This window comes from Nonomuraea basaltis, from assembly GCF_005893125.1.
Classification (GTDB): Bacteria; Actinomycetota; Actinomycetes; order Streptosporangiales; family Streptosporangiaceae; genus Nonomuraea; species Nonomuraea basaltis.
Genome location: NZ_VCJS01000002.1, coordinates 13249 through 38727, shown reverse-complemented (window position 1 = coordinate 38727; position 25479 = coordinate 13249). Strand labels below are relative to the sequence as shown.

Genomic DNA, 25479 nt, shown 5'->3' with positions numbered 1-25479 from the left:
TCAGCCCATGCCCGGAGCGTAGGCGGGGAGACCACTTCCCAAAGTTTTCGGACATCATGGACGCGGACGCTCGGTGTCCGGCGGGGCCGGCTGCCATGGTCGAAGCATGACTCATACCTCCCCGGGGTATCCAGCCCGCGACCGAGACGGGCACCCCCACAGCACCGTCCGTCGTATCGCATCGGCGGTCGCCGGCCGTTGGCCCACCTATCTGGGGATCGCCCTCGCCGCCGCGACACTCTTCGACGGGGACGGCGGACCCAACGGCGCGCTCATCGTGACCGTCGCCGCGCTGTCGTACCTGACCGTGGCGGTCCTCGACCGGCCCGGCGCCGTCTGGCTCGTGATAGTCGTGCTGTTCGGCATCGGGACGGCCGCCGACACGGTGGGAATCGGCTACTGGCTGGCATTCGGCCCGATCGCCCTCATCGTCACCGTGATCGGCCTGGTACGCGGACAGCTGCGCAGGCCGGGCCTCTACGTCCTCCAAGCGCCGCAGATGCTGGTCGTGGGCGTGGTGGTGCTCCTCGCCGAATACGGCGGCCTGGAGTTCGCCGGCTATCTGGTGGCCGCGGCGCTGATCGGTCACGCCGTCTGGGACGTTGCCCACTGGCGCGCCAACAAGGTCGTCACCCGCTCTCTGGCCGAGTTCTGCTTCGTCATCGACTCGCTGCTCGGCCTGGGCATCATCATTCTCCTCGTCTTGGCGTGACCGTGTCCGATCGCTGCCGCTCACGAGCGGTAGGCGGACGCCGTGCTGTGGCGTTCGACGAGGACGCTCGGCACCAGCCGCTGGGCCGGCCGGGCGTCCGGAGTGGCCAGGTGGTCGATGAGCGCCTCCACGGCGGCCGTGGCGATCTCCGTGGCGGGCGGGGTCGCCGTCGTCAGCTCCGGGTCGGTCGACTCGGGTTCGCCGTTGGAGCAGAGCACGAGTGACAGGCGTTCCGGGATCGGGCGGCCGAGGGCACGGGCCTCGTGCATCGCCCCCAAAGTGGCCTCCCAGTTGTAGGAGATGACGGCCGTCGTCGCCGGTGCCGTGTCGAGGAGCTGCCGGAGCGCCGCCCGGCCCGCCCGGACGGTGTGCTCGCTGGCGACGACGGCGCAGCCGAGGCTGAGCTCCGCACAGGTGCGCTGGACGGCGTCGGCGAGGCGCACCGCCGCGCCGATCCCGTGCGTGCCGCGCTCGTACGGGGCGTTGAGCAGGCCGATCGTCCGGTGCCCGAGGCCGGCGAGGTGGTCGACCACCAGCCGCGCGATCTGGTCGAAGTCCCCGTCCGCGTAGGGGACGTGGCCGGGCGTGCGGGTGCGCCCGATCAGCCCGACGGGGATGCCGGCCGCCTGGAGGAATTCCACCCGCTCGTCCGAGAGCGTGACCTGCATCAGCAGGAACCCCTGGACAAGACCCGCGCGGACCAGCTGGCGCAGCTCGTCCATGTCGTCCGGCCCGGAGGTCCAGAGGACGACATGGAAGCCCCGCTTGCGGGCGGCGTCGGCGGCGGCCAGGACGTACTCCAGGTCCGACCCGACGATCGTGCGCGGCTGGGACGGGAAGACGATCGCGATGATCCGGCTGCGGCCACCGGCAAGGGCGCTGGCCATGGCGTTCGGGGTGTAGCCGAGCTGCTCCATGGCGTCCAGCACCTTGCGGCGGGTCTCCGGGCGGATCGACCGCGCCCCGGTGAGCACATGCGAGACGGTGCCGGTCGAGACACCGGCGAGGCGGGCGACGTCAGCTCTGGTGACCATGCGAGAAGTGTCCTGAGGGTTGGAGGGCAGGAGGTTTGCGTTGCCACACGTGACGCAAATGTTACCTGCTGGCCGATCGCCGTCACTGTCAAAAGGCTCATGGGCCAGCAGGGGCAGGGCTGGCAACCGGTCACCGCGGGCGGCGTGGTCAGCGGAGGGCTTCCCAGACCGAGCCGAGCGGCTGGACGACGAGCGAACACAGCAGCGCGGTCCCGCCTTCGGTGAACAGGCCCAGCCCCCGCCCTGCGGGCTCGGGGAAGACGAGGTCGGTGACGGCGGTCCGCCCCCCGTCGCCGAAGAGCTCGACGGAGGAGGTGTCGAGATAGGCAGTGAACCTCACCCTGCCCGCCTCGACCGGCGCGGCTCCGCCGTGCCGTCCCGCGGCGGCCTCACGAGGACCCCGTTCGACGAACAGCTCACCGGCCGGCACGTCGTACCCGATCATGATGGCGCCGCCGACCTGGAGTCCGAAGCGCTCGGCCGTGCCGGGCTCGAACTCGGCGACGATCTCGAAGGCACCGTCATGTGCCTGGCCGGGCAGGATCGACGGGCCGCTCACCTTCCGCTCGCCGAGCCGGACGGCCTGGCCGGTGCGCAGCCCGCCGAGCGCGGCGATGGGGCGCTGCGCCAGCCGGAGGCGACCGCCGTCGGCGGCCAGCGAGAGCTCCCGGGGCAGGGACATGGCGCCGCGCCAGGGATGCGTGCGGATCGACGCGGCGTCGTCCCAGTTGCCCATCCAGCCGATCCAGTACCGCCGGCCACCCGGGGCGCCGTTCCAGGAGACGGCGGCGTAGAAGTCGCGGCCGTGATCGGCCCAGGTGGTGGACGTGTCGTCGGGCACGAACGTGACGCCGTCGAAGTCGCCGACGAAATACTGCACCCCGGAGCCGCCTGCAGGGCCGCCGGGGTTGAGACTGACCACCATCACCCACTTGGACCCGCCGCCGTCGACGGGGAGCTCGAACAGGTCCGGCATCTCCCAGACGCCGCCCGTCGCCCCGGCGGGGCCGAACTCGCTGAGCGGCGTCCAGGATTTCAGGTCGCCGGAGCCGTAGAGGGCGACCTTCCTGTCCTCGGCCAGTGCGACCACCATGATCCAGTAGCCGCCTTCGTCGTACCAGAAGACCTTCGGGTCGCGGAACTCCTTCGAGCCGATGTCGAGGACCGGGTTTCCGGCGTACCGGGCCCAGGTCCGGCCACGATCGGTGCTGTAGGCCAGGGCCTGCGCCTGGAGGCCGGTCTTCGGATACCACGCGGTGTAGACGGCGACGGCGGCCGCCTTGCCGAATCCGGCGGTGTCCTGCTCGTCCACGACGATGCTGCCCGAGAAGACCTGCTCGTCCTCGGTGGCCGGGATGGCCGTGCCGAGTTCCTCCCAATGCAGCAGGTCAGGGCTGACGGCATGGCCCCACGACATGTTCCCCCACTCGTCGCCCTCGGGGTTGTACTGGTAGAAGAGGTGGTACTCGCCGTCGTGCCAGACCAGGCCATTGGGGTCGTTCATCCAGTTCCGCGCGGGGGTGTAGTGCACCTGCGGCCGGTACGGCTCGCGATAGGGCACGCCGGGGCTCGAGGGCTGGCGCAAGGGAATCCTCCTGCGAGGTCGTCAAGGGGTCGTTGCGGTCGGCCGGTCACGCCGGCCCAGAAGCTCGACCGCGGCCCGCCTGGCATCCTGGCTGTTCAGCACGAGGGAGACGGTGGACACCGGCACGGCGGCCCGCGCGGCCACATCCTTGAGTGTCACCACGGCACCGCATACTCTCACGTCAAACGTTTGACATCAATGTCGCGGCTGGTGGTCGCGTGCCTGCTGTACCAGCGATCTCAGCCGGCGTCGTGGACGCGGTGGGCCACCTCGTCGGCCAGCCGGTCGAGGGAGCGGTCGAGCAGCTCACGCACCTCGTCCGCCCGGGCACCGGAGTCGGGTTCGTCGAGGAGGGAGATGTGCACGGTGACCTCGCTGGTGCCGCTGGCCGCGTCCGCCACCTGCAGCCAGCCGGCGTAGTCGGGGTGGTCGCGGCCGCCCCATTCCACCCGTAGCTGCTCCTCTGAGGTGCGGAACAGCCCCTCATGGGCGCCCTCGCCGGGCACCAGGTCGCCCTCCGCCTCGACGGTGCCGGGGCGGGCGTCGCTGACGTGCAGGCCCTGCGGCAGCCACCTGTCCATGACCTGGACGTCGGACGCGACACCGTACACGACCATGCTCTCTGCCGGCATCCCACGCGTCGCCTCGAATTCCGCCACTTCAGCCCCCCGGGTCTCAGGTTCCGGCCCGTTCCAATGTTGGCGCGTACCCGTGCGATCTGGTCGCAAACCGCGGTCGTCCTCCCGGGGTTCCCCGCTAGGTTGGCGATGAGGTAATCGTGCGGCGAGGGGAGCAGGGCGATGGCGGAGCTGCCACGGGTGCCGCCGGAGATGTTCCGGTTCACCACCACGGAGCGGGCAGATCTGCACACTGCGGTGCTTTACGCCTTCGGGGAGGCCAACGAGCGGCTGGAGACCGCGCTCACCGTCGATGAGGTGCGGGAGCGGTTGCGGGCCGTGGGGTGGTACGCGCCGGTCGGCGAGGTGGACCTGGCCGGGACGCTCAAGCAGCTGGTCGGGTGGCGGCTGCTGGATGTGATCTTCAACCATGCGGGCAGCTTCGCCACCGCCGAGGAGTACGAGCGGAAGAACCTGCAATATTCCCTGACCAAGCGGGGGGAGGCCGCGTTCGCCGGTGTGCAGCATGCGATGGCGATGCTGGCCTCCGCGGGGGCGTTGCAGACCGCGGTGCTCGATGCGATCGCCGACCGGCTGGGGGAGCTGGAGGAGCTGCTGCGAGATCCCGATCCGGGGCGTAACCGGCGGATTTTCAGCAGCCTGCAAGAGCTCGAGGGGCATCTGGACGGGCTGCGCAACAACACCAAGCAGTTCAACGGGGAGCTGCAGCGGCTGCTGCGCGTCGAGGGGACGGATCTCACGACGTTTCATGAGGTCAAGGCCGCTACGGTGGCCTACCTGCAGGAGTTCGTGACCAATCTGGAGCAGCGGGGGGACACCATCGCCGCCGCCCTGGGCGGGGTCGCCCGGCACGGGGTGAGCGTGCTGCACGATCGGGCGCTCGACGGGGCCGATCTGCCGAAGGTGCCGGGGGCCGATCATGCGACGCCGTGGCTGGCGGTCCGGGTGGCGCGGTGGGAAGGGCTGCGGCTCTGGTTCGCGCCGGGGGATGGGGCGGTTCCGCGGGTGCGGCAGCTGCATGACGTGGCGCGGCGGGCCATCGTGTCGTTGCTGCAGGTGCTCGATCGGATCACCGACTCGCGCCGCCGGTCGTCCAGCGCCGCGGCCGACTTCCGTACGCTGGCCCGCTGGTTCGCCACCGCGGCCAGCGAGGACGACGCGCATCGGCTGTGGGATGCCGCGTTCGGGCTGGGACCGGCCAGGCATGCGCATCTCGGGCACGCCGACGCCGAGCTGATCCCGGCCGGGGTGCCGTGGGCGCAGGCGGAGCCGGTCGAGGTGTCGGCGTTGCTGCGGTCGCGCGGGCGTACCGAGCGGATGGGACGCACCGGGAAGGTGCGCGACGTGGTGGCGTTGCGCGCCGAGCGCAGGGCCCGGGCCGAGAAGGAGCGGGCGGAGCTGGAGGCCGCGTGGTCGGCGCTGGCCACGACGGGGGCCATGTGGCTGTCGCAGCTGGAGGAGCTCGATCATGACACGTTCGGCAGGCTGCTCGATCTGCTGGGGCGCGCCCTGGCCGAGCGGCCAGATTCGACCGGGTTCCGGCGGGCCGTGACCTCGGACGGGCGGGTGGAGATCGTGCTGCGGGCTCCCGACGACGGGGCGGTGGCGGTGCTGCGCACGTCGGAGGGCTGGTTCCGGGGGCCTGACTATCTGATCGACATCCGGTCCCTCGGGCAAGGCCACGATCGGGCACGAGGGGGTTCGCGGAGCGGGGTGGTCGGGGCGTGAGCAGTCTCGCCAACCAGCTCGTCAGGGCCGAGAAGGAGGAGATCGCGCGGGCGATCAAGACCTTGCTCGGCCGGCCGCTGGTGTCCCTGCACGACGACCCCGCCGCCTTCGACCTGATCAGGAAGCGGCGGCAGCCGCTCACCCAGTGGTTCGACTACTTCTGCGGGTGGCGGCTGGTCGTGGAGCCGCGCCAGGGTTACGCCCGCCTGGTCAAGGTGCGATCCGAGGCCGGCGCGACCCGGCCCGCCCGGCGGCGGCGTACGACGCGGGCGCCGTTCGACCGCCGCCGCTACACGCTGCTGTGCCTGTGCGCGGCCGAGCTGCTCACAGCGCCGGTCACCACGATCGGGATGCTGGCCCAGCGGGTGGTGCAGGCGGCCGCGGTCGAGGCGGAGGTGCCGGCGTTCGACCCGGTCAGGGCCGACGAGCGGGCGGCGTTCGTCGATGCGCTCAAGCTGCTGGAGCACTACGGCGCGGTCACGGCGATGGACGGGACGACCGACTCATACCTGAACGACGAGGACGCGAAGGTGCTCTATCGGGTCGACACGACTCGGGTGATCAGGCTGCTCGCCGCACCGGTGCCTCCGTCCAGGATCGCCGCGGCCGAGGACGCCGCCGTTGACGCCGACGTCCTCGCCGCGCTCACCGTGGAGGCCCGGTACGGCGGTGACGAGCCGACCGAGACCCAGCGCAACCTGTGGGCCAGGCACTCGCTCATCCGCCGCCTCCTCGACGAGCCCGTCGTCTACCGCGACGAGCTGACCCCGGCCCAGTCCGCGTACGCGGCCTCGCTCACCGGCCGCCAGATCATCCGCCGCGCCGCCGAAGAGGCCGGTTTCGTGCTGGAGGAACGCGCGGAGGGCTTCCTGCTCGTCGACGGCGACGCCACCGCCACGGACACCAAGTTCCCCGACGACAGCAGCCACGCCAAGGTCGCCGCCCTGCTCCTGCTCGACCTGCTGGTCTCCGCCGGCCCCGTGACCGCCGCCCGGCTCGACGCCGAGGCCACCGAGCTGCTGCGCCGCTTCCCGCAGTGGGCCAAGGCGTACCAGTCGGACGGGGGCGGCCCGCGGCTGGCCGCCGACGCGCTGGAGGTGCTCACGCTGTTCGGGCTCGCCCGCCGTACGGATGACCGGGTCGCCGCCCTGCCCGCCGCCGCCCGCTACCGGGTCGATCGCGCTACGGACCTCGTGGAGGACGAATGACAGTCACCGAGCTCACCCCCGCACGGGCCGCGGACGGGGGAGACGCCCGCTGGATGCCCGTACGCGCCGGGATCGTCAACGTGTGGCGCTACTACGACGAGGTGTTCGAGTTCCACCGGGGACGGCTGCTGCTGCGCGGGCCGAACGGCAGCGGCAAGTCCAAGGTGCTGGAGCTGCTCCTGCCGTATGTGCTGGACGCCAGCCTCAAGCCGAGCAGGCTGTCCACGTTCGGCGGCACCGAGCGGACCATGCACTGGAACCTCATGGGCGACGGCGCCACCGGCACCACCCGGGTCGGCTACGTGTGGCTGGAGTTCCAGCACTCCGACGGGCGCTGGTTCACCTGCGGCGCCCGGCTCCAGGCCACCGTCCACACCAAGAACGTCACCGCCGCCTACTTCACCACGGAAGCCCGCATCGACATGCCGGACGGCATCCGGCTCAGCGGCGAAGCCGGCCAGCCGCTGACCAAGGCCCAGCTCGCCGAGGAGCTCGGCACGTCCGGCAAGGTCCACGAGTCCGCCGACGCCTACCGCACCGTCGTCCGCCAGACGCTCTACCGGGGGCTCAACGAGCAGCGCTACGACTCGCTCCTCACCGCCCTGCGCCAGCTTCGCACCCCCAAGCTGTCCGAGCGCCTCGACCCCGGCCTGCTGTCCGAGCTCCTGTCCAGCGCCCTGCCGCCGCTCGGCGAGGGCGAGATCCACGAGATCGCCGAGGGGTTCGAGCGGCTGGACCGGCAGCGCGAGGAGCTGCGCCTGCTCGACCGCGACGTGGAGGAGGCCGACCGGCTCGCCACCCGGCAGCGCGGCTACGCCCAGCGCGTCCTGCGGGCCGCGGCCGCCGCCGTGAGCTCGGCCGGATACACCATGGAGTCGCTGGCAGCCGAGGCCAAGGCCAAGCGGGAGGCGCTCAAGGAGGGCGAGAACGAGCTCCAGGCCGCGACCGTGCGGCTGGGCGAGGAGGAGGCTCAGGAGCTGGCGCTGGCCGCGCAGATCGACGGGCTCAAGGAGAGCGAGGCTTACAAGGCCGGCAGCGATCTGCACCGGCTCCGTACGGAGGCGCAGTCCGCCCACGAGACGGCGGCCGGGCTCCGCGACCAGGCGGGGGCGGCGGCCCGCTCCGCCGCCGCCAAACAGGAGTTGTCGGCCCACGCCGAGGCCGCCGCCCGCACGGCCGCCCAGCTCGCCGACCGCGCCAGAACGGAGGCCCGCCAGTCCGCCGAACGCGCCGGCCTCCTCGGGGTCCACGAGGAGTGCGAACGCGCCGGGCGGCTTGAGGCTCGCGAGGAGAGCGACAGTGGGGGATGGCGTGGCGATGGCGCCGATGAGCCGGGCGGCGGCGCGCGCCCCCTGGCGGGTGGCGTCCACCACGCCGGTGGGGGCGCGCGAGGCGGTGACCGCGAGGAGGGTGTGCGCAGGGCGCGGGAGCTGCTGCGGGCCGCCGTGACCAGCCGCGCCGCCCAGATCCGCGAGGTCAGAGCCGGCGCCCTGGCCCACGAGGAGGCGATCAAGCGCCGCACCGCCGCCGAACAGGACCGCGACCGGGCCCGAGACGACCTCGCCACCGCTCAGGACGCCCACGACCAGGCCGAACGCCTCCGCGACGACCGGCTCCACGACCTGGCCGCCGCCCTGGCCGAATGGGCGGCCGGCTGCACCCAGCTCCAGCTCGACCCCGACGAGCTGGCCGGCCTGGCCGACCGGTCCGAGCAGGCCGACGATCTGGTCGGCACGGCCCGCACGACCGCCGCCGAAAGGCTGGCCGCCCGGGAGCAGGAGCTGGTGACGCTCCGCGACGGGCTCCTGGACGAGCGCGCCCAGCTGGCCGGCGAACGCGAGCGCCTCAACGACCAGGCCGTGCTGGAGCCGCCCGCCCCGCACACCCGTACCGCCGCCAGGGAAGGACGCCCGGGCGCGCCGCTGTGGCGGGCGGTGGCGTTCAGGTCCGGCGTCGACCTCGCCGCCCAGGCGGGCGTGGAGGCCGCGCTCGAGGCCGCGGGCCTGCTCGACCTGTGGCTGCTGCCCGACGGCGGGTTCGACGCGGGTGAGCACGACGCGTTCGCCGTGGCGGCGCTGTCCAGGCCCGCGCCCGGCTACAGCCTCGCCCACGTGCTGTACACCGAGGCGGACTCCCCGGCCCCGGCCGACGCCGTGCTGGCCGGGATCGCCTTCGCGCCCACCGCGATGGGCGTCGACCACCCCGCCGTCGTCGGCGCCGACGGCACCTGGCGGCTGGGTCCCGCGGCGGGCCGCTGGGTCAAGCCCGAGCCGTCCTACATCGGCGCCACCGCCCGCGAGCGGGCCAGACGGCGCCGCATCGCCGAGCTGGACGACCAGCTCAGCGAGCTCGCGGGCCGCATCGCCGAGTGCGACCACGTGCTCGCCGTGCTCGCCGGCGACCGCGACACGCTGGCCGCCGAGCTGCGGCGCAGGCCCGACAGGAGGCCCTATGCCGACGCGGTCCAGGCCCTCGACGGCGCGGTCAAGAAGGTCGCGCTGCTGGAGGACCAGCTGCGCACGTACGAGGGACGGCTGCACGAGCGCGAGAAGGAGGTCGGCAGGTCGCTGCGGCGGCTCACCGAGCTGGCGGCCGGCCACGCCCTGCCGACGGCCCTGCCCGCGCTGGACAATCTGGAGGAGGCGCTGCGCACCGCCGAGACGACCGGCACCGTCTGGCACGACCGCCGCGGCGACGCCCGGGTCGCCCTCGAACGCGCCGAGCACGCCGCCGAGACCGCCGGCGAATACCAGGACCTCGCGGTCAGCGCCGTCGAACGCGCCGAGGAGGCCGCGGCAGCCGCCGTCGTGCTGGCCGAGCGGCTGGCGGCCATCGAGTCCACGATCGGTGTCGAGCACCTGCGCGTCCTCGAACAGCTCCAGGAGACCCAGGCCGCCTACCAGGCCTGCCGCCGGCTGATCAAGTCCGTCAACGACGAGCTGGGCCGGCTCAACGGCAGGCTCGGCCGGCTCAAGGGCGAGCTGGGCACGGCGGAGGAGCGGCACGCCGAGGCGGGGCGGGTACGGGAGGCGGTGTCCGAACGGTTTCGCCGCCTGGCGGCCGGTCACCTGCCGGCGGACGCACGGGTGGCGATCGAGCTGGCCGCGGACGCCGGGGTGAGGGCCGTGCTGGAGGCGGCCAGGGCCGTGGCCGAGCAGCTGGCGGCGGTGCCGTACGAGCAGAAGAACGTCAGGGAGGCCGAGGCGCGGCTGCAGGACGCCTTCCACCACGCCAGGGAGATCCTGGCGAACCGGGCGGATCTGGAGCTGGCGCCCGACGACGACGTGCAGGTGCTGACCGCCACCGTCAGCGGCGTCCGCGCGGGAGCGGCGGCGCTCAGCAAGGCGCTGCGCAAGGAGCGCGACGAGCGGCGCTCGGACATCACGGAGGCGGAGCGGGACCTGTTCGACCGCACTCTGGCCGGCGACACGCGGCGGCACCTCGCCGACCGGATCAGGCAGGCCACCGCGCTGGTCGAGGGCATGAACCAGCGCCTCGAACGCGTCCGCACCGCCTCCCGGGTGGCGGTGCGGCTGGTGTGGCAGGTCGACCCCGCCCAGTCGGCCGGCACCCGGGCCGCCCGCGACCTGCTGCTCCGCGACCCGGCCGGGCTGAATGAGGCCGACAAGGAGGCCCTGTACGTCTTCTTCAGGGACCGGGTGGAGGAGGCGCGGGCCGACAACTCCTCGGCGAGCTGGGAGGACCAGCTCATGAAGGTGCTCGACTACACGGCCTGGCACCGGTTCATGGTCAAGCTCGACCGCGGCGACGGGCAGGGCTGGCTGGACCTCACCAGGAAGCTGCACGGGGCGCTGTCCGGCGGGGAGAAGGCGATCGCGCTGCACCTGCCGCTGTTCGCCGCCGTGGCCGCGCACTACCAGACCGATCCCGGGTGCCCGCGGTTCATCCTGCTGGACGAGGTGTTCGTGGGGGTGGACAAGACGAACAGGGGGCAGGTGTTCGATCTGCTGGTGGACCTGGGGCTGGATCTGGTGCTCACGTCCGACCACGAGTGGTGCGAATACCGGGAGCTGGACGGGATCGCGATCCACCAGCTCATCACGGGGGACGGGGACGACGCGGTGACGACGGCCCGCTTCGTCTGGAACGGCTACCGGACGGTGCCGGCGGAATGAACGTTCCCGAGCGGTTGCGGGTGGCGGGGCTGCGCCCGGTGTGGCGGGCCCTGCACGAACGACTCTCCTCGGGCCACCAGGTCAGCCGGGTCAAGGTGACCGGGCTGGCGGACGACCAGCAGGCCGCCGTCGCCGACCTGCTCGGCCTCGACCGCTACCCTGGCCCGTCGATCACCATCGACGTGGCCCGGCTGGAGGGCGTGCTGGGCGGGCTCGACGTGCGTACCGTCACCGAGCAGCTCATCGGCCCCCTCGACGATCGCCGGCGCCGGCGGGCGGAGCGGCGGCTCGAACGCGAGGCGCTGCTCGACTGGTTCGCCGCGCATCCGGTGGTCGCCGCCGAGCCCGCGCTGCTCGCGCTGTCCGCCGTCCGCGCCGGTCGCGACCTGCTCGAACAGGCCCTCGCCGTGCTCGCCGCGCTGCCCGCCTCCGGCCGGCCGCTGGCGGCGGTGGCGGCCGACGTCACCGGCGACCCGCACGCGCTCGACGAGGGCACGCGGCTGTCGTCGCTGGTCCTGAAGGCCCTGTCCGTGCTCTACGACGTGCCCGCGCCCGAGGACGCCCAGGCCCGGCGGGCGCTGTGGGAGCGGGCGGGCGTGGCCTGCGACGCCCTGTCCACGACGGTTCTGGTCGCCGGCTTACGGCCCGCGGGGCACTCCGCGCTGGCACGGGTGCTGCGGATCTGGGACGGCCAGGCCAGCGTGATCACGCTCGCCCAGCTCCGGGAGACGCTGGAGGTGCGGGAGCGGGACGTGTGGGTGGTGGAGAATCCGACCGTGCTGGCGCTCGCCCAGCAACGCTTCGGTACGTCGTGCCCGCCCATGGTCTGCACGTCCGGCTGGCCCAACAGTGCCGCCATCCGCCTGCTGCGCTCGCTGCCCGGGGCCCGGCTGCACTACCACGGCGACTTCGACGGGGAAGGGCTGCGGATCGCCGCGTACACCATGGCCAAGACGGGCGCTGAGCCGTGGCGCATGTCCGTCGCCGACTACCTGCGAGCTCTCGCGGATCGCCCGCCAGGAGACCTTCCGCCCGGCCGGGTGACGGACGCGCCCTGGGATCCGGGGCTGGCCCCGGCGATGCGCACGCACGGCGTCGCGATCCCGGAGGAACTGGTCGCGGAGCGCCTGCTCGACGATCTGGCATGACCGGTCGGCGACGACGACCGCGATCACCGGTTCGCGGCGGCCAGCTGGCGCGCCCAGGGCGGGTTGGCGCCGGCGACCGAGCACGTCAGCGCCGAGACCCGCGCCGCGAACATCGCCGCCTCCACGGCCGTGGGCAGGTCGAGGGCGTCGAGGCGGCCGCCCAGCAGCTCCTTCGCGCCGAGATGGTGCAGCAGCCCGGCCGTGAAGGAGTCGCCCGCGCCGACCGTGTCGACCACCTCGACCTCCGGCGCCGGCACCGTGGCCCGCTCCCCGTCGAGTGACACCAGCGCGCCGTCCGCGCCCCGGGTGATGACGATCAGGCGGGCGCCGGCGGCGTGCCAGGTGTCGCAGGCGCGTTCCATCGGGACGCCCGGCAGCAGGAATTCGAGGTCGTCATCGCTGAGCCTGAGGATGTCGGTCCACTCGCACCACCGGGTGACGCGGTAGTCGTCCCTGGAGGCGAGGCTGGGGCGGACGTTCGGGTCGATGGAGATCGTGGCGCGCTCGGCGGCGGCCCGCGCGAACTCCTCGACCGCCGCCCCGCCGGGCTCCCTGACCAGCGCCAGCGATCCGGTGTGCAGGCAGGCGGCCCCGCCCAGGCGGGACAGGGCCAGCTCGTGCGGGGTCCACTGCCAGTCGGCGGTGCCCGCGGCGTAGAACGTGTACGCGGCCTGGCCGCCGGGATCCAAAGCCGCGACCGCGAGCGTGCTCGGCTCCCCGGCCTCCACGGACGCCGACAGGTCCACGCCCGATGAGGCGAGGTGCTCGCGGAACAGCCCGCCGAACACGTCGCCGGAGATCCGGCCGAGGAAGCGCGTGGGGGTGCCGAGCCGCGCCAGCGCCACGGCGGTGTTGGCGGGCCCGCCGCCGGGCAGCACCCGCAACGCCAACCCGGCCGCCGCGTCGGCGGGACGCCGGTCGGTGAAGCCGTCGGCGACGCACTCGCCCAGGACAGCGATCATCGGACCTGCCTTTCTGGCACGTTGCCAATTTGTTACGGCACAGGGGCATTGACGTTTCTCGGATCGGAGTCCATCATCGCAGCACAGCGGATGTCAACGTTGACATATGTCAACGATGACATTGAATCATCCCTGATAGGAACCGCGCATGAATGCAAAGCTCTCGGCCGGCATCCTGGCCACCGCGCTTCTCGTCACCGGCTGCGGCGGCGGCAGCGAGGGCGGTGGGCAAGGCACCACCACCACGCCCAAGGTCGGCCTCATCACCAAGACCGAGACGAACCCGTTCTTCGTCAAGATGAAGGAGGGCGCGCAGAAGGCCGCCCAGGCCAACGGCATGGAGCTGATGGGCGCCGCGGGCAAGTTCGACGGCGACAACGCCGCCCAGATCACCGCCATCGAGAACATGGTCGCCGCCGGAGTGAAGGGCATCCTCATCACGCCGAGCGACACCAAGGCCATCGTCCCGGCCATCAAGAAGGCACGTGACGCGGGCGTGCTCGTGATCGCGCTCGACACGCCCACCGAGCCGCAGGACGCCACGGACGCGCTGTTCGCCACCGACAACCTCAAGGCGGGCGAGCTGATCGGCCAGTACGCCAAGGCCGCCATGGCGGGCAAGCCCGCCAAGATCGCGACGCTGGACCTGGCGCCCGGCATCTCGGTCGGCCAGCTCAGGCACGACGGGTTCCTGAAGGGGTACGGCATCCAGGAGGGCGACCCGTCCATCGTCTGCTCCCAGGACACCCGCGGCGACCAGGCCAAGGGCCAGACCGCGATGGAGAACTGCCTGCAGAAGGCCCCCGACATCAACCTCGTCTACACCATCAACGAGCCGGCCGCGCTCGGCGCGTTCACCGCGTTGAAGGCCAAGGGCCGCGAGAAGGAGGTGCTGATCGTGTCCGTGGACGGCGGCTGTACCGGCGTCAAGGCCGTGCAGTCCGGACAGATCATCGCCACGAGCCAGCAGTACCCGCTCAAGATGGCCGAGGACGGCGTCAAGGCGGTGTCCGAGTTCGCCAAGACCGGCAAGAAGGCCTCCGGCTACACCGACACCGGCGTCACGCTGATCACCGACAAGGCCGTCTCCGGGGTCGAGTCCAAGGACACCGCCTTCGGCCTGGAAAACTGCTGGGGCTGACATGGCCGTCATGGAAGCGACGCTGCCGCGCCGCCTGATCAGTACACCCGTCGCGGGGCCCACGGCCGCGCTCCTGCTGGCCTGCGTGTTCTTCGGGGTCAACTCCGACCAGTTCTTCACCGGCGGGAACTTCTCGCTGATCATCCAGCAGGTCATGGTGGTCGGCACGCTCGCCATCGGGCAGACCTTGATCATCCTCACCGCGGGCATCGACCTGGCCTGCGGCGCGATCATGGCGTTCGGCGGGATCGTGATGACCAAGCTGGCTGTGGAGAGCGGCCTGCCGCCATTGCTCGCGGTGGCCGCCGGGCTCGCGGTGTGCGCCGGGTTCGGGCTGGTCAACGGGCTGCTGGTGATGAAGATCTCGCTGCCGCCGTTCATCGTGACCCTCGGCATGCTGAACGTGGCCTTCGCGCTCACGCACATCTACTCCAACGAGCAGACGGTGACGGACCTGCCGGCGCTGCTGACGTTCCTGGGGCAGACGTTCCCGATCGGGCAGACGAACGTCACGTACGGGTCGCTGCTGACGATCCTGCTGTTCCTGCTGTTCGCGTACCTGCTGGGGTCCACGGCGTGGGGCCGGCACGTGTACGCGCTCGGCAACAGTCCCGAGGTCGCCCGGCTGACCGGCATCAGGACGCGGCGGCTGACGGTGGGCGTCTACACGCTGGCCGGCTTCGTCTACGGCATCGCCGCCCTGCTGCTCGTCTCCCGCACCGGCGTCGGCGACCCGCAGGCCGGCCAGACCGACAACCTCGACAGCATCACCGCCGTCGTGCTCGGCGGGACGAGCCTGTTCGGCGGCCGCGGGCTGGTGATCGGCACGCTGGTGGGCGCCCTCATCGTGGGGGTCTTCCGCAACGGCCTGCAGCTGATGGGCGTACCGTCGATTTATCAGACGCTCATCACCGGCATCCTGGTGATCCTCGCCGTCGCGGTCGACCAGCTCTCCCGAAGGAGGAACCGATGACCACCCCGGTGCTCCAGGCCCGCGGCCTGGTCAAGCGGTACGGCCACGTGACCGCGCTCGACGGCTCCGACTTCGACCTGATGCCCGGCGAGGTGCTCGCGGTCATCGGCGACAACGGCGCCGGCAAGACCAGCCTCATCAAGGCGCTCACCGGTGCGGTGCAGCCGGACTCCGGCGAGATCCTGCTCGACGGCAAACCGGTACGCTTCCGCGACCCCCTCGACGCGCGCCGGCACGGCATCGAGACCGTCTACCAGGACCTCGCGGTCGCGCCCTCGCTCGACATCGCGACGAACATGTTTCTCGGCCGGGAGCTCCGCAAGCCGGGCATCCTCGGCAGCGTCTTCCGCATGCTCGACAAGAAACGCATGCGCGAGGAGTCCGCCCGGCACATGGCCGCGCTCAAGATCGGGCTGCGCTCGCTCACCCAGGCCGTCGAGTCGCTGTCGGGCGGGCAGCGGCAGGGCGTGGCCGTGGCCAGGGCGGTGGCGTGGGCGACGCACGTCGTGGTCATGGACGAGCCCACCGCGGCGCTCGGGGTCAAGGAGTCCGGCCAGGTGCTCGACATGATCAAGCGGGTCCGCGACCGCGGCACGCCGGTCGTGCTGATCAGCCACAACATGCCGCACGTCTTCGAGATCGCCGACCGCATCCACATCCAGCGCCTGGGCCGCCGGGTCGCCGAGATCGCTCCCGGCGACCACAGCATGGCCGAGGTGGTGGCCATCATGACCGGGGCGCTCCAGGTGTCGAAGGAGGGCAAGGCCGTAGTGGCGGACCAGGACGCGGCCGACGCGATCGGTCTGTCCTGATTGAAGATCGTGAGCCGTAAAATGGGCGAAATGCGGCGTCCGACAATGACTGATGTGGCGCGTGAGGTCGGGGTCACAGCGAAGACCGTCTCGCGGGTGCTGAACGACGACGGCCCGGTGGCCGTGGAAACCCGCGAGCGCGTCATGGAGGCCGTCAGGAAGCTGGGCTACCAGCCCAACCTGATGGCCCGCAACATGCGGGTCGGCGCGCGGGACGCCGCGATCGGCCTGGTCATCCCCGAGATGGGCAACCCGTTCTTCGGGGCGGTGGCGGGCGGCGTCGAGAGCGTCGTCCGCGCCCGCGGCCTCACCCTCATCGTCGGCTCCTCCAGCGAGACGGCCGACCTGGAGCAGTCGCTGATCGCGACGTTCCTGGCCCGCAGGGTGAGCGCTCTCATGGTGGTCCCGTCGGCCGCCAGCGACCATCGCCACCTGCGTACCGAGCGGGTGGCCGGCCTGCCCATCGTCTTCCTCGACCGCCCCGCCGTCGGGCTGACGGCCGACTGCGTGGTCACCGCCAACCGGGACGGCGCCAGGGCCGGAATCGCCCACCTGATCACCCACGGCCACCGCCGGATCGGCTTCATCGGCGACCTGCCCGTAACCCTCTACACCCGCCGCGAACGCTTCCAGGGCTACCGCGACGCCCTCGACCAGGCCGGCCTTCCGTTCGACCGTGCCTTGGTGGAGAGCGGCCACGACCAGGAGGCCGCGGTGGCCGCCACGATGCGCCTCCTCGCCCTCGCCGACCCGCCGACCGCCCTCTTCGCGGCCAACAACTTCGCCTCGATGGGGGCGGTGGTGGCGCTGTCGCGGTCGGGGCGCAGAGATGTGGCATTGGTCGGCTTCGACGACATCCCCTTGGCGGAGTGTTTAGACCCACCGCTGACGGTCGTGGCCCAGGACGCGGCGGGGTTGGGGGTGGTGGCGGCGGAACTGATGTTGTCCCGCCTGGACGGCGACAAGTCGAAGGCCCGCAGGTCCCTGGTGCCTACCCGCTTGATCGTACGGGGATCGGGCGAACTCCCCGCGCCTCGGTAAGCCTGCCCGGGTCCGCAGCCGCGGGTCGGCCGGAACGAGGTTCGGCCGGCCGGTGTCTTCGATAGGACGGTGTCTCGGGGTTCTAGGGACGGCCAGAGGGAAGTGGACGCAGGAGCGCGTCGCCGAGCATGCGCCAGTACGGCATCGCGGACCGGCCCGGCTCGATCCCGATCACCTGCACGCCGACATGATCGGCGCCGGCCTCGACATGGGCGTGGAGCTTCTCCGCGATGGTGTCCAGGTCGCCCCAGAACACAAGGTCGTCGACGAAGCGGTCGCTGCCGCCGTTGGTGAGCTCCTCCTCCGAGTAGCCCAGCCGGCGGAACTTCGCGATGTTGTACTTGGCGTTCAGGTAGGTGTGCAGGTGCTTGCGCGCGATCTCGCGGGCCTTGCCGGGGTCGGACTCGAACAGCACCGCGTGTTCGACGCCCAGGAACGCGTCCGGCCCGAGGATCTCCCGCGTCTGCGCGGTGTGTGCCACGTTGGCGTGGTAGACGTGGGCGCCGGCGGAGCGGTCGCGAGCCAGCTCGATCATCTTGGGCCCATACGCGGCCAGTATGCGGTGCATCGGAGCCTTGGGCATGGGGTTGGGCGTCTCGGCCGCATCCAACTCGTCGAGATACTTGATCATCGCCGCCATGGGCTTGGTCCCAGGCCGCGGGCCGCCGAATCCCAGACCGAGCACGTGCCGATTGGGATAGGCGTCGGCCAAAAGGAGGCCGGCCCCGTACGTCCACCGGGCTTCGCGCGACCAGATCTGTGCGATGCCGTTGATGATGTGCATCTGCTCGGTGCAGGAGAGCAGATAGCCGGCGTGCGTGAGCGCCTCGCGCCCGAGGAGCTCCGGAATCCAGAACGCCCGCCATCCCTGCCCCTCGAGTTCCTGAATCGACTCGCGCATCTGCGCGGCCGGCTGCTCCTCGAAGTCAAAGGTCCATACCCCGAACGTCCCAAGATCCAGGCCATCGATGGTGCCCATCGAACATCTCCTCATGTACGTCGCCGATCCGAACATATCGGACTATCGCAGAATGACGATGTGATGTGCAACCCGCTCGGGCTTCGATGTAGTGGGTCAGGAGCAACGACGTTGCCAGGCGGACCGTCGGACCCCATGCTCGAGCGCTGGTTACGGAAAGAACTGAACCGTGTCCATCGTCACGTCCAGCAGGTGCGCGGCGTCACGCGACGCCGCAGCCCTAGAGCGTCTGCCCGAGCACGGTCACGAGCTCGGCAATGCGCTGCTCATCGCGCTTGTAGTGGGTCCACTTGCCCACTCGCGTCGCCCGCACCAAGCCTGCTCGCTGCAGTTCGGCCATGTACGCCGACACCGTCGACTGGGCCAGCCCCACCTTGGCCTGGATGTGGCTCACGCAGACCCCCACTTCGACCGGGTCGGCGATCGCTCCCTCCAGCGAGAAGTGACGCTCCGGCTCGCGCAACCACGACAGCAGCTGAAGTCGCATCGGGTTCGACAGTGCCCGCAACGCGTAGACCACGTCGAGATCCGGTGCATCCGCAGTCTCCGCCATAGGCCCAGGATATAGGTCATTGCCTACGTTTCGGACGATTCCGATATGAGCGACGCCGCCGGCTCCCACCCGCCGCGCATCATGGCAAGGGCCTCGTCACCGCCGGCACTGAGCGCCCCCAGGTCGAACCCGCCCGTCAAGACCCCGCCCCTGCGTGGGCCGGCTGACCGGCACGGGCCGGGACGGACATCTGGGCAAGGAGCAGTCGCCGGCGCAGGCCGGTCAGCGCATGGCGGCGATCCCCGCGACCAGCATGTCCAGCGCTGACTCGAACAACTGGTCCGGCTCCGTGGAGGCGGTGGCCGGCTCGTGCCGGTGCCAGGCCGCCGGATCGGTGCCCGGAGGAGGGCGGTCGTGCCAGCCGTCCCAGATCTCGGCGAAGCCGGCCACCTGGAGAACGGTGATGGCCCAGGCCCGGTAGGCGTCCTCCGCGGAGAGCCCGATGGCGAGGAAGAAGTCGACGACGGCCTTGTCGGTCTCGGGCGCGGCGAACGTGGTCAGATCCTCTGCGCGGGCCAGGGCGAGCAGGCCGGGATGGGCGCGGTACCAGGCGCGCAGGTCGTGGCAGTAGTGGCGCAGGCTGTCCTGCCAGCAGGCCGGGTCGAAGTTCGCGGCCGGACGTGCGGCCTGGCTGACGGAGACGATGAGCTGGAGCAGGCTGTCGCGGTCGGTCACGTAGTTGTACAGGGCGCGCGCTGAGACGCCGAGCCGCGCGGCGACGGCCCGCATGGTGAGGCCGGCCGGTCCGCCGTCGGCGAGCACGTCCAAGGCCGCCTTGGCGATTCCTTCCCTGGTAAGCGTCGGGCGTCCCGATCGGTACGCAGGGCGTCTGCGGCGCCTGACCGGGACGTCGGGCTCTTCGTCCGTGGTGGAGGACACCGGCACATGTTAGCCACTCCCGTTGAACTTCACACTATGTTGACTTTAATGGGGCGAGCGCGTGATCCTAGGAGCTCCGCCTACGAATGGAGCGCGCATGCAGTGGAGTTCGGTCGCCGGCCTCGGCGTCGGGTACGGGCTCGTGGTCAGCGTGCTGTTCACGCTCGCGCTGATCGCCGGCTTTCTCGTGAGCCGTGACTTCCTGCTCGGCGACTACCCGCCCGCGATCCAGGAGCGCTACGGCAGGCCGAGGAGCGCTCGCGGCCGGCGAGTGGCCTTATGGGTCGGAGTGGTCTTCTGGGGTTTGTGCTTTCTTCCCCTGCTGGCTGTGGCGATCCTCCACCTCAGAGCCACGGTGGGAGGCGACCTGGGATTCCTGGCGGCGGCGGTCTGCGCGGCGATCGTGTTCGGCACGATGTCCGTCTTCGACCTCGTGGTGCTCGACTGGCTGATCTTCGCGGGGCTGCGTCCGCGTTTCATGGTGCTGCCCGGCACCGAGGGCATGCCCGAGTATCGAGATCTGAAATTTCACCTCGTCGAGGGTGCCAAGGGCAGCCCGCTGATCGTGGTGGTGGGACTGGTGGCGGGCGGGGTGGTCGCGGCGGTCGAGGCGGTCGTCTAGGCGCGTTCTCGCCTCCGCCGAGGTGACGGGCGCGTGGTGTGCTCAGGGATCGGCGACCGGAGCGCGGCTGTGACCCTCAGTGCGGGCGTCGCGCCGGCACCGCGCTGTCCGGTCCCAGCGTGCTCACCCCGTCGCGTGCTGCGATGGCCAAGGCGATGAAATCACGAAAACGTGCGAACTGCTCTCCGTCCATCTTCAGTCTCACCCCGCCGATGACCTGGTCGTCGCCCCGCCTGGCGCCGAGGTGAACTTTGAACCAGTCGCCGTGCGGTTGGACATCCACCCCGAGAAACGCCACATGGTAGCGCCTGCTCTCGGACAGGCCCTGATGAAAGACTTCGAGGGTCCTGCCGTCCTGCACCAGGATGTAATCGCCGAACTCGAACTCTGCCGCCATAGCTCCCGCTTCAAAACGTGTGGAGACCGGTGGCCCCCACTGTCCCATACGACCGATCCTGCTGATCGCTTCGGCAGGCCGAGTTCCCGGAGGCCGGACGTGACGCCGCCCACCGCCCAGGCGCCGTTCTGTCCAGCCGGGAAGACGAGGAAGGCGGTGATCGCATCAGACTCTAGAGGAGGGTCGCGTCTCCGAACTCCTTCTCGATCCCGGCGCGTACGGCCTCCAGCACGTGCTGCCGGGCGCGCAGCTTGCTCGCCGCGTGCGCCCCCATGTCCAGCTTGCTCAGCGACTCCGCGGTGGCGCGGGCGGCGTCCCAAACCCGGGCGGGCTCGACCACCCGGTCCAGGAATCCGGCCGCGACCGCGTCGCCGGGGGAGAAGATCTCGGCCAGCGCCACGGCCCGGGTGAAGCAGGCGGGGGTGAGCCGCTGCCGGAGGATCTCGACCGCCGCGTACGGCATCGTGATCCCGATCGCCACCTCGTTGGCGGCCAGCCGGTACGGCCCGGCCGCCCCCACCCGGTAGTCCCCGGACAGCAGCAGGAACGCGCCCATGGCCACCGCGTGACCGGTGCAGGCGATGACCACGGGCGTCGGGAACGACAGCAGCCGCGCCGCCAGTTCGAACCCGCCGCGCACCATGGCGACGGCCTCGTCACCGCCGGCGCTGAGCGTCCCCAGGTCGAACCCGGCCGACAAGACCCCGTCCCGGCCCCCGAGCAGCACGACCGCCGAGTCGGCGGCCGCCTGGTCGAGGGCGGCGCTTAGCTCGGTGACCATCGGGAGCGAGAACACGTTGACCTTGCCGTCGTCCATGATGATCGTGGCGACGGAGTTTTTGAGCTGGTAGGTGACGATGGTCCCCATGGCGGCCTCTTCCGGTCGAAGTAGCCTCCAGAATAATGTTCCAGACGTTCTGGGTGCTAGCCGTCACGCAGGCCCGCGAACAGGTCCTCCTCGTGGCCGGGGGCGTCCACCTTGCTCAACACCCGCTCGAACGCCTCATGTGAGAACGCCTGGTGCTGCGCCTCCTCCGGCATGCGGAAGAAGAAGATGTTCTCCCCCTGGCTCTCGTGTGCCTTGAGCGCTTTGAGCTTGCGCTCGACGTATGGTGTGACGTCGACGACGCTCGTGACCCGCTCGTCGGGGGTGCCGAAGTCGTCGGAGGGCTCGAACCCGCCGAGGTCGACCCCGTGCTCCTGCATCGTCTCGAACATCCGCTTGATGGCGGACCGGGGGATAGCCGTGTAGTAGAACTTGTCGGGAATGCCGGTCGACTCCACCGCCGCCACCGTGATGCGGTGGGCCTGGACGTGATCCGGGTGGCCGTAGCCGCCGCCGCCCGTCTCGTCGTAGGTCACCACGACCTGCGGCCGGTAGTGCTCCATGAGCGCGGCCAGCCTGCCGGCGGCCACCTCCAGGGGTACGTTCGCGAACGCGTCGGGGTGGCCGTTGCCCGCCCAACCGTCCATGCCGGAGTCGCGGTAGCCGAGCAGCTCCAGGTGGTCGATGCCCAGGTGGGCGACCGACTCGCGCAGCTCGGCGAGCCGGCGCGCGGCCACGGCCGCGTCGTCGTGGCCCGCCTCGCCCGGCTTGACGCCGTTCTGGTCGTCGCCCTGCTCGCCGTTGGTGCAGGTGACCAGAACCGTGCGGATGCCCTCCTCGGTGTAGCGGGCCAGGACGCCGCCGGTGCTCAGGCACTCGTCGTCGGGGTGGGCGTGCACGACCATCAGGGTGAGTTGCCGATCCATGTGGCGAAACACTACCCGCCGCCACCGACAAGCCCGCGTCCGCCCGGGCCGTCCGCCCGGGCCGTCCGCCCGCGCCGTCCGCTCGCCTGGGCCGGCCTGGGCGATCGATGCCGGACGGACCCGCGTGCCCGGCGAGAAGCGGCGCTCGGGCGGGGAAGGGCGCCGGTCAAGGACGATCCCGGCGGCCAGGAGATCTTCGTGCTGGTGATCGCCGCGCTGGAGCGGTGAACCCTGCTTCAGGGGGAGGCGGCCTCGTGTAAGAGCTCCGTGACGGTGGTGGCGCGCAGCAGGTGCGGGTGCAGCTGCCGCGCTCGCTGCTCCGGGATCCCCCCGGCCAGGGCGGCGTCGGTGAGCGCGGCCCTGAGCCACTCGAGGTCCACGGGACGGCCGTCGGGCCGCCTGAGCAGCGGCTCTCCGGCGGGCCGGCTGGCGCACAGGATGCGGAGCGGCGGGCGGGCCAGCGGGGGGATCGGGAAGGCGGCGATGTCGTGGCGGCCGTGGTGCACGGTGATCACGGCGGGCTGGCCGCCGTCGCGACCGGCCACGGTGTGGATGTCCTGGGACGTCAAGCCGGCCAGCGCGTCCACGGAGGCGCCGGTGGCCTCCAGCAGCGCGACGGCGGCGGCCTCGGCCGTCCTTCCCTCGGCGGCCAGCCGCGCGATGCCCTGGCGGATCAGGCGCCGTTCTTCCCGGGGAAGCGATCGCGCGTCCCGGGCCTTGGCCGCCGGTGGGCTGGAGGTCGGGTTGTGGCGGACCACGCCGTGCCGCCAGGCGAAGGCGTAGAAGGAGAGCAGCACGGCCCGTTTCCTGGCCACCGTCGTGTTCGCCAGGGGCTTGCGCGCGAGGGTGCCGGTGCGGGCGGCGTCGCAGTAGGCGTCCAGGTGGGCTCCGGTGACGGCGAGGGGCTCCACGCCGCGCAGCCAGCGCAGGAACGACGTCAGAACCTGCAGGCCGGCCTGCCGTGTGGCCGTGGAGGGCCGGTCGCGCAGCCAGGCGATCACCGTACGCCAGGTCAGCGGGTCCAGGGCGTCGATCAGGTCGACGTCGGCGCCGGGCACCTCGCCCCCGTCACGGGGACGGCGGCGCGGCCGCAGGCCGGCCAGCCCTCCGACGCTGGTCACTCCCGGGGCGGGCAGCGGCGGCGGCGACTGTCCGACGCTCGTCGCACGCGGGGCCGGCGACTGTTCCGCACTGGTCCTGCCCGGCGCGGGTGGCGGCTGCCCGACGTCGGTCCTACCCGGGGCGGGTGGTGGCTGCCTGACGTCGGTTCTGCCTGGGGCGGGTGGTGGCGCGGACTTGCGCCGGCCCTCTGGGCGAGTGTCGCCGGAGTGCGGGGGGCCAGGTGCCGTGTCCGGGGTCGAGGTCGGGTCCGGGGTCGGTTCGGTGGGGTCCCCTCGGCGCATGGTCAGCACGCGACGGGGGTCGCGCGGACGGACTGGAGGGGACGGTGATCGAACGCCCGCGAGCACCCCGCATGGCCACGCGCCACATCTGGCGACAGGACACCGGCCCGGGCAGGCATCCATGGACGTGGCATGAGGATCACGGGGGTGGCCGTCGCAAGGGCATGGCAACCGCGACGGCCCGAGCCTGGCAGACCGATCATGATCTCGATCTTCTCACGGAACGCCGCTTGCCGGACACACCTGGTGGAGGGGAAACCGCGGTCAGATGGCGCGGCAGGACCGTGGTCAGGCGGTGCGTACGAGCTCGTCTGCGCGCACCCGGGCGGTCGCGGCCGCGGCCCGGTCTCCCAAGGCGTCGGCCAGCGCCGCCTGCTTGAGCCAGTTGTACGGGCTGCACGGCCGTACGTTGATCCGCTCACTCACCAGCACCCGCGCCACATCCCGCGCCCCAGCCCGCAGCGCCGCCTCCAGCAGCGTCTTCTGCACCGCGTCGCGCTGCGCGTGGCTGCCACCGAACTCGTTGATCCTGTGCCGGATCGGGTACAGCAGATCGACCACCGATGCGTAATCGCCCCGCCCGAACGCCACGATCGCCCGGCACACCGGCAGCCCAACCCGCAGCGTCATTTCGCGGTTGGTCACCCCGGGACGCGGCTCCTGCACGTACGCCTCCCGCGTCGCGATCAGCTTCTCCGCTTCCCCGATGCGCCCGGCGCCCACATACGACATGACCGCGTGCATGTCGTTGAACGCGTAGAACGGCTCGGCCACCCGCATCGGCCACTCCCCGGCCAGCGCCCGCCAGCGCTCGTCGAGCTCCGGCTGGTCGGATCCCTCCAGGTGGAGCCGCCAGAGCAGGGCGGCCGCGTCGAGCAGCTCCATGCACGACTGCCCGTCGGCCAGCACCGAGTCGTAGATCGCCAGCACCCGCGGCAGGTCCCCGGCCTCCAGCGCGTACAGGCAGTAGTGCCACCAGCTGTGGACGTTGAAGAACGTCCCGGTGGACCAGTCCGGCACCCGCGCGTCGAGGTAGCGCAGGCCGTCGCCGAACCTCCCCTGCATCTCGTACGTGTGCACCACCGCGTGGATGCCCCACACGTCGCGCGGGTTCAGCTCGACCGCCCGCAGCCCGGCCTCCTCGGACCTGTCGTAGTGCCCGGCCTCCTCCAGGCCGAAGGCGTACATGCCGAGCACGTGCCCGAAATGCGGGTCGTCCTCGCGCCAGGCGTTCAGCGCCCCGCCGATCCGGTCGCGCAGCGAGCGGGCGTCGCCGGTGAAGAAGTCGATCTGGTGCCCGGCGGCCAGCGCCAGCGCGTCGCGCGGATGCTCCACCGCGATCTCGCCGAGCAGCGCCCCGCACGTCAGGAAGTCGCCGTCGAGCAGCGCCTGCACGGCCGCCAGATGCGCGCGCTCGCGCGGGAGCAGCGACGTCTCGTCGATCCTGCGGCGGAAGGCGCCGAACCGCACCCGCGCCGTGCGCGCGTCCTCCACCTCGGTGGTCAGCAGCCCCAGGTACGCGGCCAGGACGTTGCCCATCGGGAAGTCCGGCGACTCGGCCAGCGCCGCGTTCGTCTCGGCGTCGACCTCGGCCCGGAAGTGCAGCAACTCGTGGATCGCCCGGTCGTAGTGCCGTGCGGCGGCGCCGCTCGCCTCGCTCAAGGCCAGGCCGTGCTGGTCGGTGGTCATCGATCCACTGTAACCACCCGCCCGCCGGGTGAGGGGAGCGGCGCCGACGTCTGGGAGGCCGTTTGCTGGGCACTTCCGCTCGCCGCC

24 protein-coding genes are annotated in these 25479 nt (G+C 71.6%); 11 read left to right on the top strand and 13 right to left on the bottom strand.

What is annotated here, in order from left to right; genetic code table 11:
- The first annotated feature begins 106 nt into the window (after positions 1-106).
- On the top strand, positions 107-712 hold the full coding sequence (locus EJK15_RS01005) for a hypothetical protein (protein WP_138708422.1): 606 nt from the start codon (positions 107-109) through the stop codon (positions 710-712).
- Positions 713-732: 20 nt separating this feature from the next.
- Here EJK15_RS01005 and EJK15_RS01000 read toward each other — a convergent pair whose 3' ends face one another.
- The 4 genes from EJK15_RS01000 to EJK15_RS00985 all read right to left on the bottom strand — a co-directional run bounded on the left by EJK15_RS01000 (position 733) and on the right by EJK15_RS00985 (position 3963).
- Positions 733-1746 carry a LacI family DNA-binding transcriptional regulator gene (locus tag EJK15_RS01000; protein ID WP_138708421.1) on the bottom strand — a complete coding sequence of 338 codons (1014 nt, stop codon included), beginning with the start codon at positions 1744-1746 and terminating at the stop codon, positions 733-735.
- 148 nt (positions 1747-1894) lie between these two features.
- Entirely contained in the window at positions 1895-3331 is a 1437-nt protein-coding gene (locus tag EJK15_RS00995) for a glycoside hydrolase family 32 protein (protein ID WP_206060589.1), read from the bottom strand.
- Positions 3332-3352: 21 nt separating this feature from the next.
- Positions 3353-3490 (bottom strand): LacI family DNA-binding transcriptional regulator, encoded by a 138-nt coding sequence (locus tag EJK15_RS00990; protein ID WP_171074033.1) that lies wholly within the window; start codon positions 3488-3490, stop codon positions 3353-3355.
- Between the two features lie 80 nt (positions 3491-3570).
- Positions 3571-3963, bottom strand: a complete 393-nt coding sequence (locus EJK15_RS00985; protein WP_138708419.1) for an SRPBCC family protein — start codon at positions 3961-3963, stop codon at positions 3571-3573.
- A 168-nt stretch (positions 3964-4131) separates the two neighbouring features.
- On the opposite strand from EJK15_RS00985, the gene EJK15_RS00980 reads away from it, so the two are divergent.
- The 4 genes from EJK15_RS00980 to EJK15_RS00965 are packed head-to-tail and all read left to right on the top strand — an operon-like array spanning position 4132 to position 12189.
- Complete coding sequence (locus EJK15_RS00980; RefSeq protein WP_206060588.1) at positions 4132-5697, top strand: TIGR02677 family protein; 1566 nt, start codon at positions 4132-4134, stop codon at positions 5695-5697.
- Complete coding sequence (locus EJK15_RS00975) at positions 5694-6905, top strand: TIGR02678 family protein (RefSeq protein ID WP_138708418.1); 1212 nt, start codon at positions 5694-5696, stop codon at positions 6903-6905. Before EJK15_RS00980 ends, EJK15_RS00975 begins: the two co-directional genes overlap by 4 nt.
- Positions 6902-11041 carry a TIGR02680 family protein gene (locus EJK15_RS00970; RefSeq protein WP_138708417.1) on the top strand — a complete coding sequence of 1380 codons (4140 nt, stop codon included), beginning with the start codon at positions 6902-6904 and terminating at the stop codon, positions 11039-11041. Before EJK15_RS00975 ends, EJK15_RS00970 begins: the two co-directional genes overlap by 4 nt.
- Positions 11038-12189: a TIGR02679 family protein gene (locus tag EJK15_RS00965; protein ID WP_138708416.1), complete on the top strand. Its 1152-nt coding sequence runs from the start codon at positions 11038-11040 to the stop codon at positions 12187-12189. The genes EJK15_RS00970 and EJK15_RS00965 overlap by 4 nt, the downstream gene beginning before the upstream one ends.
- A 23-nt stretch (positions 12190-12212) precedes the next feature.
- On the opposite strand, the gene EJK15_RS00960 is transcribed toward EJK15_RS00965, so the two are convergent.
- Complete coding sequence (locus tag EJK15_RS00960) at positions 12213-13151, bottom strand: carbohydrate kinase family protein (protein WP_138708415.1); 939 nt, start codon at positions 13149-13151, stop codon at positions 12213-12215.
- A 148-nt stretch (positions 13152-13299) separates the two neighbouring features.
- Between EJK15_RS00960 and EJK15_RS00955 the strand changes: the two genes are divergently transcribed.
- From EJK15_RS00955 to EJK15_RS00940, 4 genes are read left to right on the top strand one after another with little or no spacing between them, the layout of a single operon-like run.
- On the top strand, positions 13300-14292 hold the full coding sequence (locus EJK15_RS00955; protein ID WP_138708414.1) for a sugar ABC transporter substrate-binding protein: 993 nt from the start codon (positions 13300-13302) through the stop codon (positions 14290-14292).
- A 10-nt stretch (positions 14293-14302) separates the two neighbouring features.
- Positions 14303-15265, top strand: coding sequence for an ABC transporter permease (locus EJK15_RS00950; RefSeq protein WP_206060587.1), 963 nt, complete (start codon positions 14303-14305; stop codon positions 15263-15265).
- The gene (locus EJK15_RS00945; protein WP_138708412.1) at positions 15262-16077 is read left to right on the top strand and encodes an ATP-binding cassette domain-containing protein; all 816 of its coding nucleotides are present in this window, start codon (positions 15262-15264) and stop codon (positions 16075-16077) included. Before EJK15_RS00950 ends, EJK15_RS00945 begins: the two co-directional genes overlap by 4 nt.
- A gap of 9 nt (positions 16078-16086) precedes the next feature.
- Positions 16087-17118, top strand: coding sequence for a LacI family DNA-binding transcriptional regulator (locus EJK15_RS00940; RefSeq protein WP_240776702.1), 1032 nt, complete (start codon positions 16087-16089; stop codon positions 17116-17118).
- A gap of 82 nt (positions 17119-17200) precedes the next feature.
- Here the strand turns inward: EJK15_RS00940 and EJK15_RS00935 are convergent, their stop codons facing one another.
- The 3 genes from EJK15_RS00935 to EJK15_RS00925 all read right to left on the bottom strand — a co-directional run bounded on the left by EJK15_RS00935 (position 17201) and on the right by EJK15_RS00925 (position 19529).
- A complete protein-coding gene (locus EJK15_RS00935; RefSeq protein ID WP_138708411.1) occupies positions 17201-18097 on the bottom strand; it encodes a TIGR03620 family F420-dependent LLM class oxidoreductase in 897 nt (298 codons plus the stop codon).
- Positions 18098-18317: 220 nt separating this feature from the next.
- Positions 18318-18650 (bottom strand): ArsR/SmtB family transcription factor, encoded by a 333-nt coding sequence (locus tag EJK15_RS00930; RefSeq protein WP_138708410.1) that lies wholly within the window; start codon positions 18648-18650, stop codon positions 18318-18320.
- Between the two features lie 222 nt (positions 18651-18872).
- A complete protein-coding gene (locus EJK15_RS00925) occupies positions 18873-19529 on the bottom strand; it encodes a TetR/AcrR family transcriptional regulator (protein WP_171074032.1) in 657 nt (218 codons plus the stop codon).
- A gap of 97 nt (positions 19530-19626) precedes the next feature.
- Between EJK15_RS00925 and EJK15_RS00920 the strand changes: the two genes are divergently transcribed.
- Positions 19627-20151 carry a hypothetical protein gene (locus tag EJK15_RS00920; protein WP_138708408.1) on the top strand — a complete coding sequence of 175 codons (525 nt, stop codon included), beginning with the start codon at positions 19627-19629 and terminating at the stop codon, positions 20149-20151.
- Between the two features lie 76 nt (positions 20152-20227).
- Here EJK15_RS00920 and EJK15_RS00915 read toward each other — a convergent pair whose 3' ends face one another.
- From EJK15_RS00915 to EJK15_RS00905, 3 genes are all read right to left on the bottom strand, one after another.
- Positions 20228-20548, bottom strand: coding sequence for a hypothetical protein (locus EJK15_RS00915; RefSeq protein ID WP_138708407.1), 321 nt, complete (start codon positions 20546-20548; stop codon positions 20228-20230).
- Between the two features lie 172 nt (positions 20549-20720).
- Positions 20721-21416, bottom strand: coding sequence for a crotonase/enoyl-CoA hydratase family protein (locus EJK15_RS00910; protein WP_138708406.1), 696 nt, complete (start codon positions 21414-21416; stop codon positions 20721-20723).
- A 56-nt stretch (positions 21417-21472) separates the two neighbouring features.
- Positions 21473-22300, bottom strand: a complete 828-nt coding sequence (locus tag EJK15_RS00905; RefSeq protein ID WP_138708405.1) for a PIG-L family deacetylase — start codon at positions 22298-22300, stop codon at positions 21473-21475.
- On the opposite strand from EJK15_RS00905, the gene EJK15_RS00900 reads away from it, so the two are divergent.
- A complete protein-coding gene (locus EJK15_RS00900; RefSeq protein WP_138708404.1) occupies positions 22301-22528 on the top strand; it encodes a hypothetical protein in 228 nt (75 codons plus the stop codon).
- An 8-nt stretch (positions 22529-22536) separates the two neighbouring features.
- On the opposite strand, the gene EJK15_RS00895 is transcribed toward EJK15_RS00900, so the two are convergent.
- Both EJK15_RS00895 and EJK15_RS00890 read right to left on the bottom strand, forming a co-directional pair.
- Positions 22537-23421: a tyrosine-type recombinase/integrase gene (locus EJK15_RS00895; RefSeq protein WP_138708403.1), complete on the bottom strand. Its 885-nt coding sequence runs from the start codon at positions 23419-23421 to the stop codon at positions 22537-22539.
- A 570-nt stretch (positions 23422-23991) separates the two neighbouring features.
- The gene (locus EJK15_RS00890; RefSeq protein WP_138708402.1) at positions 23992-25392 is read right to left on the bottom strand and encodes a tetratricopeptide repeat protein; all 1401 of its coding nucleotides are present in this window, start codon (positions 25390-25392) and stop codon (positions 23992-23994) included.
- Positions 25393-25479 lie beyond the last annotated feature (87 nt).

Bases quoted from the DNA above. Each gene is read 5' to 3' on its own strand.
- EJK15_RS01005 (WP_138708422.1), top strand. From the start codon at position 107: ATGACTCATACCTCCCCGGGGTATCCAGCCCGCGACCGAGACGGGCAC.
- EJK15_RS01000 (WP_138708421.1), bottom strand. From the start codon at position 1,746: ATGGTCACCAGAGCTGACGTCGCCCGCCTCGCCGGTGTCTCGACCGGC.
- EJK15_RS00985 (WP_138708419.1), bottom strand. From the start codon at position 3,963: ATGCCGGCAGAGAGCATGGTCGTGTACGGTGTCGCGTCCGACGTCCAG.
- EJK15_RS00980 (WP_206060588.1), top strand. From the start codon at position 4,132: ATGGCGGAGCTGCCACGGGTGCCGCCGGAGATGTTCCGGTTCACCACC.
- EJK15_RS00970 (WP_138708417.1), top strand. From the start codon at position 6,902: ATGACAGTCACCGAGCTCACCCCCGCACGGGCCGCGGACGGGGGAGAC.
- EJK15_RS00965 (WP_138708416.1), top strand. From the start codon at position 11,038: ATGAACGTTCCCGAGCGGTTGCGGGTGGCGGGGCTGCGCCCGGTGTGG.
- EJK15_RS00960 (WP_138708415.1), bottom strand. From the start codon at position 13,151: ATGATCGCTGTCCTGGGCGAGTGCGTCGCCGACGGCTTCACCGACCGG.
- EJK15_RS00955 (WP_138708414.1), top strand. From the start codon at position 13,300: ATGAATGCAAAGCTCTCGGCCGGCATCCTGGCCACCGCGCTTCTCGTC.
- EJK15_RS00950 (WP_206060587.1), top strand. From the start codon at position 14,303: ATGGAAGCGACGCTGCCGCGCCGCCTGATCAGTACACCCGTCGCGGGG.
- EJK15_RS00945 (WP_138708412.1), top strand. From the start codon at position 15,262: ATGACCACCCCGGTGCTCCAGGCCCGCGGCCTGGTCAAGCGGTACGGC.
- EJK15_RS00935 (WP_138708411.1), bottom strand. From the start codon at position 18,097: ATGGGCACCATCGATGGCCTGGATCTTGGGACGTTCGGGGTATGGACC.
- EJK15_RS00930 (WP_138708410.1), bottom strand. From the start codon at position 18,650: ATGGCGGAGACTGCGGATGCACCGGATCTCGACGTGGTCTACGCGTTG.
- EJK15_RS00920 (WP_138708408.1), top strand. From the start codon at position 19,627: ATGCAGTGGAGTTCGGTCGCCGGCCTCGGCGTCGGGTACGGGCTCGTG.
- EJK15_RS00915 (WP_138708407.1), bottom strand. From the start codon at position 20,548: ATGGCGGCAGAGTTCGAGTTCGGCGATTACATCCTGGTGCAGGACGGC.
- EJK15_RS00910 (WP_138708406.1), bottom strand. From the start codon at position 21,416: ATGGGGACCATCGTCACCTACCAGCTCAAAAACTCCGTCGCCACGATC.
- EJK15_RS00905 (WP_138708405.1), bottom strand. From the start codon at position 22,300: ATGGATCGGCAACTCACCCTGATGGTCGTGCACGCCCACCCCGACGAC.
- EJK15_RS00890 (WP_138708402.1), bottom strand. From the start codon at position 25,392: ATGACCACCGACCAGCACGGCCTGGCCTTGAGCGAGGCGAGCGGCGCC.